This is a genomic window from Nonomuraea sp. NPDC026600 (genome assembly GCF_040638335.1).
Lineage (GTDB): Bacteria > Actinomycetota > Actinomycetes > Streptosporangiales > Streptosporangiaceae > Nonomuraea.
Genome location: NZ_JBEZYD010000013.1, coordinates 232,969 through 249,063, shown reverse-complemented (window position 1 = coordinate 249,063; position 16,095 = coordinate 232,969). Strand labels below are relative to the sequence as shown.

The 16,095-nt window shown below is 70.2% G+C and carries 13 protein-coding genes; 8 read left to right on the top strand and 5 right to left on the bottom strand.

The features are described from left to right. Positions 1-34: 34 nt before the first annotated feature. The 4 genes from AB0F17_RS29470 to AB0F17_RS29455 all read left to right on the top strand — a co-directional run bounded on the left by AB0F17_RS29470 (position 35) and on the right by AB0F17_RS29455 (position 5,438). A complete protein-coding gene (locus tag AB0F17_RS29470) occupies positions 35-1,312 on the top strand; it encodes an aspartate aminotransferase family protein (protein WP_358029216.1) in 1,278 nt (425 codons plus the stop codon). Continuing rightward, on the top strand, positions 1,309-2,814 hold the full coding sequence (locus tag AB0F17_RS29465) for a CoA-acylating methylmalonate-semialdehyde dehydrogenase (protein ID WP_358029214.1): 1,506 nt from the start codon (positions 1,309-1,311) through the stop codon (positions 2,812-2,814). The genes AB0F17_RS29470 and AB0F17_RS29465 overlap by 4 nt, the downstream gene beginning before the upstream one ends. A gap of 125 nt (positions 2,815-2,939) precedes the next feature. After that, positions 2,940-4,034 carry an extracellular solute-binding protein gene (locus AB0F17_RS29460; protein ID WP_358029212.1) on the top strand — a complete coding sequence of 365 codons (1,095 nt, stop codon included), beginning with the start codon at positions 2,940-2,942 and terminating at the stop codon, positions 4,032-4,034. A 195-nt stretch (positions 4,035-4,229) separates the two neighbouring features. Further along, a complete protein-coding gene (locus tag AB0F17_RS29455) occupies positions 4,230-5,438 on the top strand; it encodes a saccharopine dehydrogenase C-terminal domain-containing protein (RefSeq protein ID WP_358029210.1) in 1,209 nt (402 codons plus the stop codon). 26 nt (positions 5,439-5,464) lie between these two features. On the opposite strand, the gene AB0F17_RS29450 is transcribed toward AB0F17_RS29455, so the two are convergent. Both AB0F17_RS29450 and gabT read right to left on the bottom strand, forming a co-directional pair. Then, positions 5,465-5,665, bottom strand: coding sequence for a hypothetical protein (locus tag AB0F17_RS29450; protein ID WP_358029208.1), 201 nt, complete (start codon positions 5,663-5,665; stop codon positions 5,465-5,467). A 209-nt stretch (positions 5,666-5,874) separates the two neighbouring features. Continuing rightward, positions 5,875-7,203 carry a 4-aminobutyrate--2-oxoglutarate transaminase gene (gene gabT, locus AB0F17_RS29445; RefSeq protein ID WP_358029205.1) on the bottom strand — a complete coding sequence of 443 codons (1,329 nt, stop codon included), beginning with the start codon at positions 7,201-7,203 and terminating at the stop codon, positions 5,875-5,877. A gap of 90 nt (positions 7,204-7,293) precedes the next feature. On the opposite strand from gabT, the gene AB0F17_RS29440 reads away from it, so the two are divergent. Then, complete coding sequence (locus tag AB0F17_RS29440) at positions 7,294-8,868, top strand: PucR family transcriptional regulator ligand-binding domain-containing protein (protein ID WP_358029202.1); 1,575 nt, start codon at positions 7,294-7,296, stop codon at positions 8,866-8,868. On the opposite strand, the gene AB0F17_RS29435 is transcribed toward AB0F17_RS29440, so the two are convergent. Next, complete coding sequence (locus AB0F17_RS29435) at positions 8,813-9,451, bottom strand: TetR/AcrR family transcriptional regulator (protein ID WP_358029199.1); 639 nt, start codon at positions 9,449-9,451, stop codon at positions 8,813-8,815. The genes AB0F17_RS29440 and AB0F17_RS29435 overlap by 56 nt on opposite strands. A 231-nt stretch (positions 9,452-9,682) precedes the next feature. Between AB0F17_RS29435 and AB0F17_RS29430 the strand changes: the two genes are divergently transcribed. Beyond that, positions 9,683-11,110 (top strand): aldehyde dehydrogenase family protein, encoded by a 1,428-nt coding sequence (locus AB0F17_RS29430; protein ID WP_358029197.1) that lies wholly within the window; start codon positions 9,683-9,685, stop codon positions 11,108-11,110. A 2-nt stretch (positions 11,111-11,112) separates the two neighbouring features. Here AB0F17_RS29430 and AB0F17_RS29425 read toward each other — a convergent pair whose 3' ends face one another. Both AB0F17_RS29425 and AB0F17_RS29420 read right to left on the bottom strand, forming a co-directional pair. Then, entirely contained in the window at positions 11,113-12,180 is a 1,068-nt protein-coding gene (locus AB0F17_RS29425; protein ID WP_358029194.1) for a hypothetical protein, read from the bottom strand. 56 nt (positions 12,181-12,236) lie between these two features. Beyond that, positions 12,237-13,229: a trypsin-like peptidase domain-containing protein gene (locus AB0F17_RS29420; protein ID WP_358029192.1), complete on the bottom strand. Its 993-nt coding sequence runs from the start codon at positions 13,227-13,229 to the stop codon at positions 12,237-12,239. A gap of 197 nt (positions 13,230-13,426) precedes the next feature. Between AB0F17_RS29420 and dxr the strand changes: the two genes are divergently transcribed. Together dxr and ispG are read left to right on the top strand one after the other, a co-directional pair. Beyond that, positions 13,427-14,620: a 1-deoxy-D-xylulose-5-phosphate reductoisomerase gene (gene dxr, locus AB0F17_RS29415; RefSeq protein WP_358029189.1), complete on the top strand. Its 1,194-nt coding sequence runs from the start codon at positions 13,427-13,429 to the stop codon at positions 14,618-14,620. 79 nt (positions 14,621-14,699) lie between these two features. Continuing rightward, a complete protein-coding gene (gene ispG, locus AB0F17_RS29410) occupies positions 14,700-15,851 on the top strand; it encodes a flavodoxin-dependent (E)-4-hydroxy-3-methylbut-2-enyl-diphosphate synthase (RefSeq protein ID WP_358029187.1) in 1,152 nt (383 codons plus the stop codon). Positions 15,852-16,095 lie beyond the last annotated feature (244 nt).

The window sequence follows — 16,095 nt, the reverse complement described above, 5'->3', positions numbered from 1 at the left end:
GGGTGGCGTGATGACGAACCGGGATACTCGGAGCATGTCGGAGCTTCTCGCCCGCCACCGGGCAGTGATCCCCAACTGGGTGGCACTCAACTACAACGAGCCCATCGAGATCGTCAGCGGTAAGGGCAACCGCGTCGTCGACGCCGATGGCAAGAGCTATCTGGACTTCTTCGCCGGCATCCTCACCAACATGATCGGGTACGACGTGCCCGAGGTGCGCGAAGCCGTCGAGCGCCAGCTCGCCACGGGAGTGGTCCACACCAGCACGGTCTACCTGCTGCGCGGCCAGATCGAGCTGGCCGAGAAGATCGCCAGGCTCTCCGGCATCCCCGATGCCAAGGTCTTCTTCACCAACTCCGGCACCGAGGCGAACGAGACCGCGCTGCTGCTGGCTACGTACGCGCGCAAGAGCGACCAGGTGCTCGCCATGCGGCAGAGCTACCACGGCCGCAGCTTCGGCGCGATCAGCGTCACGTCCAACCGGTCGTGGAAGAACAACTCGCTCTCCCCGCTGAACGTGCACTTCCTGCACGGCGCCGACCGGCAGCTCACCCAGTTCAAGGGGCTTTCGGACGCCGACTACATCGCGGCCTGCGTCGACGACCTGCGCCACGTGCTGGCCACGGCCGTCTCCAACGACGTGGCGGCGCTGATCGCCGAGCCGATCCAGGGCGTGGGCGGGTTCACGATGGCCCCCGACGGGCTGTTCGCCGCCTACAAGGAGGTCCTCGACGAGCAGGGCATCCTGTTCATCTCCGACGAGGTGCAGACCGGCTGGGGCCGCACCGGCAGCGCGTTCTTCGGCATCCAGAACCACGGCGTGACGCCCGACATGATGACGTTCGCCAAGGGGCTGGGCAACGGGTTCGCGGTCGGCGGCATCGTGGCCCGCGGCGACCTCATGGACAGCCTGCCCGCCGTGGGCCTGGCCACGTTCGGCGGCAACCCGATCTCCATGGCCGCCGCCAACGCTACGCTCGACTACGTGCTCGACCACGATCTCCAGGCCAACGCCGCCAGGACCGGCAAGATCATCATCGACGGCCTGCGCGCGGCGGCCGAGCGGCTGCCGATCATGCGGGACGTGCGCGGCAAGGGCCTGATGTTCGCCGTCGAGCTGGAGAGCCCCGCGCAGGCCGCGCGGTTCATGGAGGAGAGCAAGAAGGCGGGCCTGCTCGCGGGCAAGGGCGGCCTGTACGGCACCGCCATCCGCATGGCGCCGCCGCTCACCCTCACGGTGGACGAGGCTGCGGAGGGCCTGAGCATCATCGTGCACGCACTGGAAGTCATCAACGCAGAGGCAATGCAGTGAAGTCTGTCAAGCACTGGATCAACGGAGCTCTCGCGGACGGCGACGGCCGGACACAGGAGATCTTCGACCCGGCGACCGGCGAGGTCAGCGGGCACGTCGCGCTGGCGTCGGCCGCCGACGTCGACGCGGCCGTGGCCGCCGCCGTGGCGGCCTTCCCCGCGTGGCGTGACGCGTCGCTGACCAGGCGGGCGGGGGTGCTGTTCCGCTTCCGCGAGCTGATGTACGCCCACCGCGACGAACTGGCCGCGCTCATCTCGGCCGAGCACGGCAAGGTGCACTCCGACGCGCTCGGCGAGGTCGCCAGGGGCCTGGAGGTCGTGGAGTTCGCCTGCGGGATCCCGCACCTGCTCAAGGGCGGCTTCTCCGAGGGCGTCTCGACCCGGGTCGACTCCTACTCGCTGCGCCAGCCGCTCGGCGTGGTGGCCGGCATCACGCCGTTCAACTTCCCGGCCATGGTGCCGATGTGGATGTACCCGATCGCGATCGCCTGCGGCAACGCGTTCGTGCTCAAGCCGTCGGAGAAGGACCCGTCCGCGTCGCTGCTCATGGGACGGCTCTGGCAGGAGGCCGGGCTGCCCGACGGCGTCTTCAACGTCGTACAGGGCGACAAGGTCGCCGTCGACCGGCTGCTGGAGCACCCCGACGTGCGCGGCGTCTCCTTCGTCGGCTCGACCCCGATCGCCAGGTACGTCTACGAGACCGGCACGAGCCACGGCAAGCGGGTGCAGGCGCTCGGCGGAGCCAAGAACCACATGCTCGTGCTGCCCGACGCCGACCTCGACCTGGTCGCCGACTCGGCCGTGTCGGCGGGCTTCGGCTCGGCCGGTGAGCGGTGCATGGCGATCTCCGTCGTGCTGGCCGTCGATCCGGTGGGCGACGAGCTCGTCCAGAAGATCGTCGAGCGCGTCGACAAGCTGGTGATCGGCCCGGGTGACGACCCCAAGTCCGAGATGGGGCCGCTCGTCACCAAGGCGCACCGCGACAAGGTCGCCTCCTACCTCGACCTCGGCGTCGAGGAGGGCGCCAAGCTCGTCGTGGACGGGCGCGAGACGACCCTGCTCGGCGGCGCCAAGGCGCTGGAGTCGCCCGGCTTCTGGCTCGGCCCGACCGTGCTCGACCACGTGCCCGCGGGCTCGCGGGTGCACACCGAGGAGATCTTCGGCCCGGTCCTGACGATCGTCCGCGTCGGCTCGTACGAGGAGGGCCTGGAGCTCATCAACGGCGGCGCGTACGGCAACGGCACCGCGATCTTCACCAACGACGGCGGCGCGGCCCGGCGCTTCCAGAACGAGGTCGAGGTCGGCATGATCGGCATCAACGTGCCGATCCCGGTGCCGATGGCGTTCTACAGCTTCGGCGGGTGGAAGGCGTCGCTGTTCGGCGACACGCACGTGCACGGCACCGAGGGCGTCCACTTCTACACCCGGGGCAAGGTCGTCACCTCGCGCTGGCTCGACCCGTCGCACGGCGGCGTGAACCTGGGCTTCCCCACGAACGGGTAACCGATGTCCACCAGGGAGGGATGCGGGCGACGGCCAGGCATCCCTCCCTCTGCGTGCCCGATAAACTCCAGCACACGGACGAGAGGGGCATCGTGGATCGCCGTATACCTGCCATGGCGCTGGCCATGACGGCTCTGGTCGCCAGTGTGGGCGCGGCGGACCCGTCACCGAAGAAGACGCCCAGCTCGAGCCCTACTCCCACCCCTTCGGCGAGTCCGACGCAGGGTGACGGCACACTGCAGATCCTCACCTACCGCGGCTACGCCGAATACGGCGGCACCAGCCCGAGGGTCAACTGGGTGGGCGACTTCGAGAAGACGACCGGCTGCCGCATCGCCCGCCTCGACACCGTGCAGACCGCCGACGACATGGCCCGCGCCGTCGCCACGCGCCCCTACGACGTGGTCTCGGCGGGCCCGGTGCTGGCGGCCGCGATGATCAAGGCCAAGCAGGTGCAGCCCATCGACCCGGCCAAGGTCACCGGTTACGACGACCTCACCAAGCGCTTCCGCGACATGGCCAAGGTGTCGGGCAAGGTCTACGGCGTGCCGTACCTGTGGGGCTACCACGAGTTCCTCTACGACTCGACCAGGGTCAAGAGCGGCGACCTGAAGAAGGTCTTCGCGTCGGATCACGTGTCGCTCAAGGACAGCCCGCTGACCATCGCCGACGCGGCGCTCACCGACAGCAGCGTGGACGACCCCTTCGAGCTGACCGAGAGCCAGCTCGACCGGGCGGTGGCGCTGCTGGGCGAGCACAAGGACCGCACCTACTGGAAGAACCCGCTCGACCTGGTCAAGGGCTTCGCCACGGGCTCGCTCGACTACGCCCAGGCCACGCCGTACTATCGCCTGCTCCTGCAGAGGGCGGGAAAGCCGATCAAGGCGGTCGCCACACGCGAGATGACCGGGTGGCTCGACTCCTGGATGCTCGGCGCGAACATCCCCAACACCGACTGCGCCTACCGCTGGCTGAGCTGGATGGCGGCGGCGCCGGCCCAGCGGGACGCGGCCGCCTGGGTCGGCCTCGCGCCGGCCAACCCCAAGGCGTGCAAGGGGCGGGCCAAGCAGATGTGCGAGGCGTACGGCGCCGACAAGCCGAAGTGGCTCGACCGGGTCGCCTTCGCCGTCCGGCCGCCGGGGGGTTGCGAGGGTTCTGAGGGGGAATGCACTGATTACGACCCCACATGGACCCAACGGTGGGATGCACTGGTGAAGTGAGCGGGGGATGCCAACCCATACGTGACCTGTGCCGCGGGCGCGCCCCGTCCCCCCGCTGGGCCGCGCCTGCAGAGACGCCCCGGGCCTTCCCCCCGCTCCGGGGCGTCTCGCTGTTCCCGGCCGGTCGCGATTTCGACTGAATGGCCAGTCAGCGTAAATTCGACTGAATGACCAGTCAGTGAGTATGTTCGGGCTATGAGAATCCTTCTGGTCGGGGCCGGCGGCGTCGGTTCCGCTGTCGTGTCCATCGCCGCGCGCCGAGATTTCTTCGAACACATCGTGGTCGCCGACTCCCAACAGAGCCGGGCGGCGCGGGCCGTCGACGGCGTGGACGATCCGCGGTTCAGCGCCATCAGGCTCGACGCCGCCGATCGGGCGGGGGTCGAGGCGGCGCTGCGGGAGCACCGGTGTGACGTGCTCTTCAACGCCGTGGATCCGCGGTTCACGATGCCGCTGTTCGAGGCGGCCCTCGCGGCCGGGGCCGACTACCTGGACATGGCGATGTCACTGTCCAGGCCGCACTCCAGCCGGCCGTACGAGCAGCCGGGGGTGAAGCTGGGCGACGAGCAGTTCGCGCGCGACGGCGAGTGGCAGGCGCGGGACCGGCTGGCGCTCGTCGGGATGGGCGTGGAGCCGGGGCTGGCCGACGTGTTCGCCCGCTACGCCGCTGACCACCTGTTCGACGGCATCGACGAGATCGGCGTCAGGGACGGCTCGAACCTGATCGTGGACGGCTACGACTTCGCGCCGACGTTCTCCATCTGGACGACGATCGAGGAGTGCCTGAACCCGCCCGTCATTTGGGAGGACGGAGGGTGGCACACGACCGAGCCGTTCAGCGAGCCCGAGGTGTTCGACTTTCCCGAAGGCATCGGGCCCGTGGAGTGCGTGAACGTCGAGCACGAGGAGGTGCTGCTCGTGCCCCGCTGGATCCCGGCCAGGCGGGTGACGTTCAAGTACGGGCTCGGCGAGGAGTTCATCGGCGTGCTCAAGACCCTGCGCAAGCTCGGGCTGGACAGCGCCGACAAGATCAGGGTGGGCGGTGCCGACGTGGCGCCCCGGGACATGGTGGCGGCGAGCCTGCCCGACCCGGCCACCCTCGGTGACCGGATGCACGGCAAGACCTGCGCGGGCACGTGGGTGAAGGGCACCGGCAAGGACGGCGCTCCCCGCGAGGTCTACCTCTATCACGTGGTCGACAACGCCTGGTCGATGCGCGAGTACGGCTCGCAGGCCGTCGTCTGGCAGACCGCCGTGCACCCCGTCGTCGCGCTGGAGCTGCTGGCGGGCGGCGTCTGGAAGGGCACGGGCGTGCTCGGGCCCGAGGCGTTCGACGCGGTCCCGTTCCTCGACCTGCTGACCGAGTACGGCTCGCCCTGGCGGATCCGCGAGGCCGCCGTCTAGGACGAGCGGCCCCGCGAGCCCGCCGCTCAGCGTGCCGGGAAGGCGACCACCGTGGCCATGGACGCGGGAACGAGTGCTTCGGCGCAGTCGGCGCAGGCCATCGCGGGCGCGTCGTCGGGGAAGCGCCCGACACGCACCCGTGGCCTCGGCCACCTCTTGTGGCAGACGACGCACGCGTCACCGTCGAGCTGCGCGCAGCTCAGGCCATCAGGGTCGAACGTCAACATGTCCCGTGCCGTTCTTGTCGGACCCCAGTTCATCACGCTCCCAGCTGCGGTGGGCCAGTCGTCTACCGGATCCGTTATAACCCCGGTCGCGCTCCTGATCGTCTAGTGGAGCGTCAAGCCCGGGTGAATTCTCTACCCGCTCCACACCCCGTACACCTACAAAAACGGGCATCCAGCCGCAAGCTGGATGCCCGGTTCGTACGCTTTTCCTACAGGCTGGCGAACGCCTTCTCCAGGATGCCGAGACCTTCCTCAAGCAGGTGCTCGGGCATGACCAGCGGCGGCAGGAAACGCAGCACATTGCCGTACGTGCCCGCGGTCAGCACCAGCAGGCCCTCCGCGTGACAGCGCCGGACGACCTCGGCGAGCGCGGCCGGGTTCGGCTCCTTCGTGCCCGGCAGGACCAGTTCGACCGCGATCATCGCGCCACGGCCGCGCACGTCGCCGATCACGTCGAAGCGCTCGCGCATCGCGTGGAGGCGGGGGAGCATGATCTCGCCGATGCGGCGGGCCTTGGCGACCAGGTCCTCCTCGGCGATGGTCTCCAGCACGCCCAGCGCGGCCGCGCAGGCGACCGGGTTGCCGCCGTACGTGCCGCCGAGGCCGCCGGGGTGCACCTTGTCCATGATCTCCGCGCGGCCGGTGACGGCGGCGAGCGGAAGGCCGCCCGCGATGCCCTTGGCGGTGGTGATGAGGTCGGGCACGATGCCCTCGTCCTCGCAGGCGAACAGGTGGCCGGTGCGGGCGAAGCCGGTCTGCACCTCGTCGGCGACGAACACGATGCCGTTCTCCCGGCAGAACTCGGCGATCCTCGGCAGGAAGCCCTTGGCCGGCTCGATGAACCCGCCCTCGCCGGCGATCGGCTCGATCACCACGGCGGCGACGTTCTCCGCGCCTATCTGCTTGTTGATCATGTCGATGGCCTGCGCGGCGGCCTCCTCCGCGCAGTTCTCCGGACCCGTCGGCCAGCGGTACGGGTAGGCCAGCGGCACCCGGTACACCTCCGGCGCGAACGGGCCGAAGCCCTGCTTGTAGGGCATGTTCTTGGCCGTCAGCGTCATGGTCAGCAACGTGCGGCCGTGGTAGCCGTGGTCGAACACGACGACCGCCGGGCGGCCCGTGGCGTACCTGGCGATCTTGACGGCGTTCTCGACGGCCTCGGCGCCGGTGTTCAGCAGGACCGTGCGCTTCTCGTGGTCGCCGGGGGTCAGCTCGTTGAGCTTCTCGCAGATCTGCACGTACGACTCGTACGGGGCGACCATGAAACAGGTGTGGGTGAAGTCGGCGACCTGCTTCTGGACCCGCTCGACCACCCTGGGGGCGGCGTTGCCGACGCTGGTCACGGCGATGCCGGAGCCGAAGTCGATCAGCGAGTTGCCGTCTGCGTCCTCGATGACGCCACCGCCGGCCCGGGTCACGAACACCGGCAGCACGGTGCCGATGCCCGGCGGCACGGCGGCCTGCTTACGGGCCAGCAACTCCTGCGATTTCGGGCCTGGGATCGCGGTGACGAGACGACGCTCCTGCGGAATGCTCATACTTCTGACGGTACGCCGGGCACCGACCTGGCCCGATGTGTCGATATGGCACACTGGGGATGCCCGTCTTTGCCGGAATGGACAACTCGTATGGCGCCTTCGCTGCGGACCGTGGTGCGACGGACAGGGCTGCGGCCGCTGGTCGGGACCTTGGACTCGGTCGTGCGCTGGGTGGCCGTCAGCGAGCTGGAGGATCCCACGCCCTACCTGGAGGGCGACGAGCTGCTGCTGACCACGGGTATGCGCCTGGAAGGCGACTTTTCCCAGTATGTCGCCCGCCTCGTGGCGCGTGGTGTGGCCGGGCTCGCCCTCGGCGTCGGGCTCTCGCACCAAGAGGTGCCGCCCGCCCTGCTGGAGGCGGCCGCCGCGGCCGGGCTGCCGCTGCTGGAGGTGCCGCGTGAGACGCCGTTCATCGCGGTCGGCAAGGCGGTCAGCGAGCTGCTCGCCGCCGAGCAGTACGAGGAGATCACCCGCGCCTTCGCCGCCCAGGGCCGCCTCACGCGGGCCGCGCTGCGGCCCGAGGGCACGTACGCGGTCATCGACCGGCTGGCCAAGGAGGTCGGCGGCTGGGCCGCGCTGCTGGACGAGAACGCCGAGGTACGGCACGCCACCTGCGGCTCCAAGGCCGAGGCGGCGGCCCGCGAACTGGCCCGCCTGCTCGGCGAGCACGGTGTCTGGCGGGAAGGCGCTCCGAGCGGGCGGGACGGCGCTTCGGGAGGGCGGCAGGGGGCTTCGGGAGGGCGGGAAGGCGCTTCGAGTGGGCGGCTGCCTGCGAGCCTGGCGCTCTCCGGGCCGGACGAGCACGTCGTCGTACAGCCGCTGGGCGGGGGGCCGCGGCCACGTGGGTTCTTCGCCGTCGGGGCGTCCCGGGCGTTCTCGCCCGTCACGCAGACGGTCATCAACGCGGCCGGGTCGCTGCTCACGCTGGCCGTCGAGCAGGGCGGCACGCAGCGGGAGGCCGAGCGCCGGGTCCGCTCGGCCGTCCTGGGGCTGCTGCTGGCCGGTGCGAAGGAGCGGGCACGCGCGGTGCTGGCGCCGCTCGGCGAGCGGCTGCCGGAGGAGCCGGTGGTGGTGCTGGCGATGGCGGGCGACGCGCTCGAAGCGGTGGAGCCCCACGCCTTCACCGCCCGCCTCACCGACCCCGCCCCGGAAGCGTCTGGAGCGGCCGTGGTGGTGGTCGTGGGTGCGGACGAGGCCGAGAAGGTGGCGGCGCTCGTCGGGGGGACCGTCGGGATGAGCTCGGCCGGCGCGTACGGCGAGTTGCGCGGCGCGCTCGACCAGGCCCGGCGGGCGTTCGAGAGCGGCCATGACGGCCTCGTCAGGTTCGCCGACCTCGCCGGGCAGGGGCTGCTGGGCCTGCTCGACCCGGCCACCGCCCAGGCGTTCGCGTCGGCGCTGCTCGCGCCCCTCACCAGGTACGGCTCGCGGCCCGACCTGATCGAGTCGTTGCGCGCCTACCTCGGCAGCAACGGGCACTGGGACGCGGCGGCCCAGCGGCTCGGCATCCACCGCCATACGCTCCGTTACCGCATGAAGCGGGTCACCGAGCTGCTGGGTCGTGATCTGGACGATCCGGGAGTGCGCGCCGAACTCTGGATCGCGCTGGCGGCTACAGCTTCGGCTTCGGCGGGTGCACCAGATAGCAGCAGATCGTCGCCATCGTGACCGCCTCGTAGGTGCGGCCGTCACGCAGGTGACCGCCCCGCTCCAGGCTGATCGCGCCCTGGGCGGCGGCCCACAGCGCGTCGGCGATCTTGCGGGGCTGGGTCGGGATGAGATACCCGGCCGAGATGCAGTCGGCGATCACCCGGTCGAGGATGTTGAGTGCCGCGCGGGCCAAGGTCCTGGCCCGCTCACTGGGTTCGAAGCCGGGGATCGCCCGCTCGAACATCAGGCTGTAGTAGCCGGGCTCGGCCAGGCACGCCTGCCGGTAGGCGGGGCCGAGTGCGGTGAGGTTCTCCAGCGCGTCCCGCCGGTGGGGTACCGCGTCCAGAAACCGCCGGAAGCGCTCGAATCCTTCCAGGTAGAGGGCCTCCGCCAGCCCTTCCCTGTTGCCGAACATCGTGTAGATGACGGTGGTCGTGCAGCCGGCCTCCGTGGCGATTCTGCGCATGGTGAGGCTCTCGGGACCATCGCTGATCAGGAGATTCACCGCGACGTCAAGGAGCTTGGAACGCAGTTCGTCGTGGGTGGCCCGCTCACCGAGCAAGTAGGCGCCTTGGAGCCCGAGTGGCGCCGAGGAGGTCATGGGGCCACGCCTTTCTGCTCGGGGGCCCGCCGCGCTGAGGGACCCGCACACGAGACTTAGCCCGACAGGAGAATGTTCAAACCGCTCTGCATGGTAAACATCCCGAATTAGGTCTACTTCTGTTACATCCTGGGTACGCAAGGGAGGTTGTACTTAACGGTGAGGTCTGGTGGGAGTCTTGTGCACGCTGGTGTACGTCCCCGATCTCCGCCGTGGCATAACGTCGTGAACATGGACGTGCGTACCTTCTGGCTCGCGGGCCGCCCCGCCACCGGAGACTCCGAGCTCACCGTGACCAATCCCCACGACGGTCGCGAGGTCGGCCGCTGTTCCGTGCCGACCGACGGCCAGATCGAGGAGGCCGTCGCGGCCGCTCACGCGGTCGCCGGGCAGGCCGCCGCGCTCCCCGTGCACGTGCGCGCCGAAGCGCTGGCCCACGTCTCGCGCCGCCTCTCGGAGCGGGCCGACGAGATCGCCCACCTGATCACCGCCGAGAACGGCAAGCCGATCTTCTGGGCGCGTGGTGAGGTCTCGCGGGCGATCGCCACGTTCCGCTTCGCCGCCGAGGAGACCCGCCGCTGGTCCGGCGCCGTGCAGCGGCTGGACACCGAGCCCGCCGCCGCCGGCCGCCTGGCGTACGTGTCCCGTGTGCCGTACGGTGCGGTGCTCGCGATCACGCCGTTCAACTTCCCGCTGAACCTGGTGGCCCACAAGGTGGCGCCCGCCATCGCGGTGGGCGCGCCCGTCATCGTCAAGCCCGCGCCCGCCACGCCGCTCACCTCGCTCCTGCTCGGCGAGCTCCTGGCCGAGACCGACCTGCCCGCCGGGATGTTCTCCGTGCTGCCGGTCGAGAACGAGCGCGCCTCCGGCCTGGTGCTCGACCCGAGGCTGCCGGTGGTGTCGTTCACCGGCTCCGCGCCGGTCGGTTACGCGATCGCCGACCAGATCCCGCGCAAGCACGTGACGCTGGAGCTCGGCGGCAACGCCGCGGCGGTGGTGCTGGCCGACGCCGACCTCGACTGGGCGGCCCGGCGGGTGGCCCTGTTCGCCAACTACCAGGCCGGTCAGAGCTGCATCGCCGTGCAGCGGGTGATCGTCGAGCGGCCCGTCTACGACGCGTTCGTGGAGCGCCTGCTCCCGGCCGTCGACGGGCTCGTGACCGGTGACCCGGCCGACGAGAAGACGCAGGTCGGGCCGCTGGTCTCGGTGCACGCCGCCGAACGCGTCGAGCAGTGGGTCCAGGAGGCGGTGGACGCGGGCGCCCGCGTGCTGACGGGCGGCACCCGCGAGGGCGCCACGATCGCGCCGACCGTGCTGGCCGACGTGCCCCAGGACGCGAAGGTCCTGCGCGAGGAGGTCTTCGGGCCCGTCGTGGTCCTGCAGCCCGCCGCGTCGATCGACGAGGCGTACGCGATGGTCAACGACTCCAAGTACGGGCTGCAGGCCGGCGTGTTCACCCGGTCGCTGGACGCGGCCTTTCGGGCCAACCGGGAACTGGAGGTGGGCGGCGTGATCATCGGCGACGTCCCGTCGTACCGGGCCGACCAGATGCCGTACGGCGGCGTGAAGGACTCCGGCATCGGCCGCGAGGGCCTTCACTCGGCGATGACGGACTTCACCTACGAGAAGGTCATGGTGTTGACCGGACTGTCGCTTTAGTTCTACGCCCGCTGGGCGGTGTCGAAGAGGGCCTTGGCGGCTTCACCGAAGTACGGGCCGTACATGGTGCGCTGGTCGTCGCTGTACTTGAAGCTGCTCAACGACGTGATCTCGCCGATGCCCGTGGCCGGGTCGAAGCCGGACAGCCACGGGCCGCCGCTGGAGCCCGCCGTCATGTCGCAGCCCAGGCCCTGGTCGCGGGTCTGCTTGTAGGGGTCGCCGTGCAGGCGGCCCGCGCAGTAGACCAGGTGCTCGCCGTTGTACGGCGGGTCGGCCGGGTAGCCGAAACCGAACGTCTGGCCGCCACGCGGGGCGTTGAAGGCGATCCGCTGGGCGCCCACCACGTCGGTGACGTGCTGGCTGTCCGCGGTCGTCAGGGCCACCATGCCCATGTCGTAGCTGTCGTCGGCGGAGTGCGCCCACGGGCCGGTGACGAACATGCGGCGGGCCGCGTACTGGCCGTACGGGTGCCCGCCGCCCGTGCGGTAGCCGGGCACGAACTGCCAGTTGGCCGCCCACTCGCCGGTGCCGTCCTTGACGCAGTGACCGGCCGTGACCACGAGGTCCCTGCTGGCGCTCTGGACCGTGCTCGCGGAGCAGACGAAGTCGATCCCGCCGACGGTCAGGAAGACGCGGCCGGTGGTGCGGGTCACCGCCCCGCCGGTCAGCCAGCGGGAGCCGGACGTGGTGGTCTGGGGCCTGGCCGACTGGAGGCGCGGGGTGGGGATCTTGGCCCTGCCGCCGGTCAGGCCGGGCGCCGCGGTGATCCCGGTCTTGTCGGCGAGCTTGTTCAGCAGGCCGTTGCCCTTGGTGACGATGCCGAGCATGTCGATCGGCAGGGCGTCGGCCATCCGGGCCGGGGTCCAGTAGTCGAGCACGCGCCGCTGGTCAGCAGGGCTGCGGGCGGCCACGTGCTCGACCACCTCCATCCGCTTGGCCGTGTGCACGACCGGCTTGGTGATGGCATGGGCAGGGTCGTGGTGCTGGACGGGCATGGCGCCGATGAGCGCGGGGCCCATCAGTCCCGCGACGAGCGGCACACCTGTCAGCAAGGGGGTGCTCAGGGTCATGACCCCCGAGTGTGCACCACAAGGTGTGTTCTTGTGACTACTTTCGGTGAATGGACTCAGAGGGCGTTGGTGCTCTGGGCGGCTTGGTAGACGGCTTGGGCCTCTGCCCCGAAATAGGGGCCGAACATCAAGTTCGGGGCGAAGTTGTATTTGAAACTGTTGACGGAGTTCTGGATACCGAGGCCGGTCGATTCGGTGAAATTCTGGAACCATGGACCGCCACTCGAACCGCCGGTCATATCGCAGGTCAGGCCCTGGTCATTGGACATCAGGAAATCGTCGAACGTACGGCCGCTGCAATAGATCAGCTTGGCGCCGTCGTACGGGGCCGCCGCCGGGTAGCCGAACGCGTACATCCGCTGCCGCCTGGCCTGGTTGAACGCCACGCCCTGGCCGCCCACGGCGTCGGTCAGCGCCTTGCCCTGCAGCGGCGCCACGACGGCGGCGGCGACGTCGAAGTCGATGTCCTCGCTCGTGTTCCACTGCGGGGTGGTCAGCAGCCTGGTGGCGGCCCAGGTGCCGTTCGGGCGGTTGCCGTTCTCGTAGCCGGGGACGAACACCCAGTTCGTGTGGAAGGCGCCGCCCAGCTTGACGCAGTGGCCCGCGGTGAGGACCACGCTCTTGTTGGCACTGGTCACGGCCGAGCCCGAGCAGGAGGCGTTGCGCCCCTGGTAGGTGAAGAAGACGCGGCCCGTCGTCTTCGTGATCGCGCCGCCGCCGGTCCAGGGGGAGCCGCCGCTGCCGGCGAGCTGTGGCCGCGCGCCGCTGCTCGGGGCGCCGGTGGGCGGGGCCGTCCAGGGGATGCCGGTAGTGGGCTCGCCCATGGCCGGTCTGGCCCCCTTCTTGGGGCCGGGGGCGGTGAGTGGCTGGGCGGTCTCCATCTTCTGCGGGGTCCAGTACCGCAGGACGGCCTGCCGCTCGGAGGTGGAGTCGGCGGCCGCCTTCTGGGCGGGCTTGGGGCCCGGCTGGGCCTGCGCCGGCCCCGCCGGGAGCAGGGCGCCCCCGGCGGTGAGGGTGAGGATGGAAAGCAGAGCGACTCTGCGGTGCATTACGTACCTCCCGAAATCCCGGATCCGAGCTTGGAAGGTAGCGGCCTCAATATCCCCATTTCTCATGATTTGCGAATACGGATATGGTGATATTTGGGCGTTGATGGACTCGAATATCTGGTGTCACATTCGTTGCTGTATTTAGGGACGGCGGGGGCGCGTGCCCGGTCGCCTCCCGCAGCGGGGACAATGGACGGGTGCACGCAGACACCCTCCGCTCCGTCGTCGTCCTCGGCTCCACCGGCTCGATCGGCACCCAGGCGCTCGACGTCATCGGCGCCGACCCGGGCAGGTTCAGGGTCGCCGGGCTCGCGGCCGGTGGCGGGAAGGCCGAGCTGCTGGCCGAGCAGGCGGCCTCGTACGGCGCCGAGGTGGTGGCCGTGGCCGATGCCGCCGCCGTACCCACGCTGAAAGAGGCGCTCGCGGCGCGCGGCGCGAGCCCGGTGGTGCTCGCGGGCCCCGAAGGGGTCGCGGAGGTGGCGGCGTGGCCGTGCGACACGGTGCTCAACGGCATCACCGGCGCGCTCGGCCTGACCTCCACGCTGGTCGCGCTGGAGGCGGGCAGGACACTCGCCCTGGCCAACAAGGAGTCGCTGATCATCGGCGGGCCGCTGGTCAAGCGGCTGGCCGCGCCGGGGCAGATCCTGCCCGTCGACTCCGAGCACTCGGCCGTGCAGCAGTGCCTGTGGGCCGCCGGGCCCGACGGTCACCGTCCCGAGGCGGTCAGGCGGCTGGTCATCACCGCGAGCGGCGGGCCGTTCAGGGGGCGCAAGCGCGCCGACATGCTGGACGTCACGCCCGAGATGGCCCTGGCGCACCCCACCTGGTCGATGGGGCCCATGATCACCATCAACTCGGCCACCCTGGTCAACAAGGGGCTGGAGGTGATCGAGGCGCACCTGCTGTTCGACATCGGTTTCGACAGGATCGAGGTCGTGGTGCATCCTCAGTCGATCATCCACTCCATGGTCGAGTACATCGACGGCTCCACCATCGCCCAGGCCAGCCCGCCCGACATGCGGCTGCCCATCGCGCTCGCGCTCGGCCACCCCGGGCGGATCGCGGGCGCCGCCCCTGCCATCGACTGGACGCTGGCCCACACCTGGACCTTCGAGCCGCTCGACGACGAGGCGTTCCCCGCCGTCGCGCTGGCCAGGCACGTCGGCACCGAGGGCGGCACCGCGCCGGCCGTCTACAACGCGGCCAACGAGGCGTGCCTGGAGGCGTTCATCGGCGGCGGGCTGCCGTTCCCGGCGATCGTCGACACGGTCGCCAAGGTCGTCGAGGAGCACCGGGTGACCCCCGCGGACTCGGTCGAGGAGGTGCTGGCCGCCGACGCCTGGGCACGTGCCCGCGCGACGGAGCTCGTACGGAGCGTGGCCGCCGGATGAGACCTGGGACGGAGCTCACAGCCCGGCAGTCCCACGGGCTACCTACACTGGATACCGTTACCGAAACTCAAGGGTTGAAATGTCTCCTGTAGCACTCGGCATCCCCGCGGTCCGCCCCAAGCCCCTCGCCGAACGCCGGCACTCCCGCCAGATCATGGTCGGCGGCGTCCCGGTCGGCGGCGACGCGCCGGTCTCCGTGCAGTCGATGACCACCACGGTGACCGCCGACATCAACTCCACCTTGCAGCAGATCGCCGAGCTGACCGCCGCCGGGTGCCAGATCGTCCGGGTGGCCGTGCCGTCTCAGGACGACGCCGACGCGCTGCCGGCGATCGCCCGCAAGTCGCAGATCCCGGTCATCGCCGACATCCACTTCCAGCCGAAGTACGTGTTCGCCGCCATCGAGGCGGGCTGCGCGGCCGTACGCGTCAACCCCGGCAATATCAAGAAATTTGATGACAAGGTGGGCGAGATCGCGCGGGCCGCGGCCGATCACGGCGTGCCGATCCGCATCGGCGTCAACGCCGGCTCGCTCGACCCCCGGCTGCTGCAGAAGTACGGCAAGGCGACCCCCGAGGCGCTGGCCGAGTCGGCGCTGTGGGAGTGCTCGCTGTTCGAGGAGCACGGCTTCCGCGACATCAAGATCTCGGTCAAGCACAACGACCCGGTCGTCATGATCAACGCCTACCGGCTGCTGGCCGGAAAGTGCGACTACCCGCTGCACCTGGGCGTCACCGAGGCCGGGCCGGCCTTCCAGGGCACGATCAAGTCGGCGGTCGCGTTCGGGGCGCTGCTGGCGGAGGGCATCGGCGACACCATCCGCGTCTCGCTGTCGGCGCCGCCGGTCGAGGAGGTCAAGGTCGGCACGCAGATCCTGGAGTCGCTGGGGCTGCGGGAGCGGGGGCTGGAGATCGTCTCGTGCCCGTCGTGCGGCCGGGCGCAGGTGGACGTCTACACGCTGGCGGAGCAGGTGCAGGCGGGCCTCGAAGGTCTGAAGGTGCCGCTGCGGGTGGCCGTGATGGGCTGCGTGGTGAACGGCCCCGGCGAGGCTCGCGAGGCGGACCTGGGCGTGGCGTCGGGCAACGGCAAGGGGCAGATCTTCGTGAAGGGGGAGGTCGTGAAGACGGTCCCCGAGTCACAGATCGTCGAGACGCTGATCGACGAAGCCCTGCGCATCGCCGACGAAATGGGCATCGCGCTCGACGGCGAGCCTGAGGTGGTCGTTGGCTGATTTTTAGCCCCATATTTTACGGCTCAGCCCGGTTGGCCCCAGACGCCGACCGGGCTGAGCCCTGTCCAGGGGCACGCTCCTCCGGTGGAGGTGGTGCGGCGCCGTGACGTGCGCATTCTTGACCGGTGGCGGGGAAAACCCGGAAGCCCTGGCGGCCGTGCATTACGGCGTGCAATTGGGCGATTACAGAATGGTAAGCATTTAGCCATACCCAGCGTCACTACTCGGTTACTTGCGGGAGTAT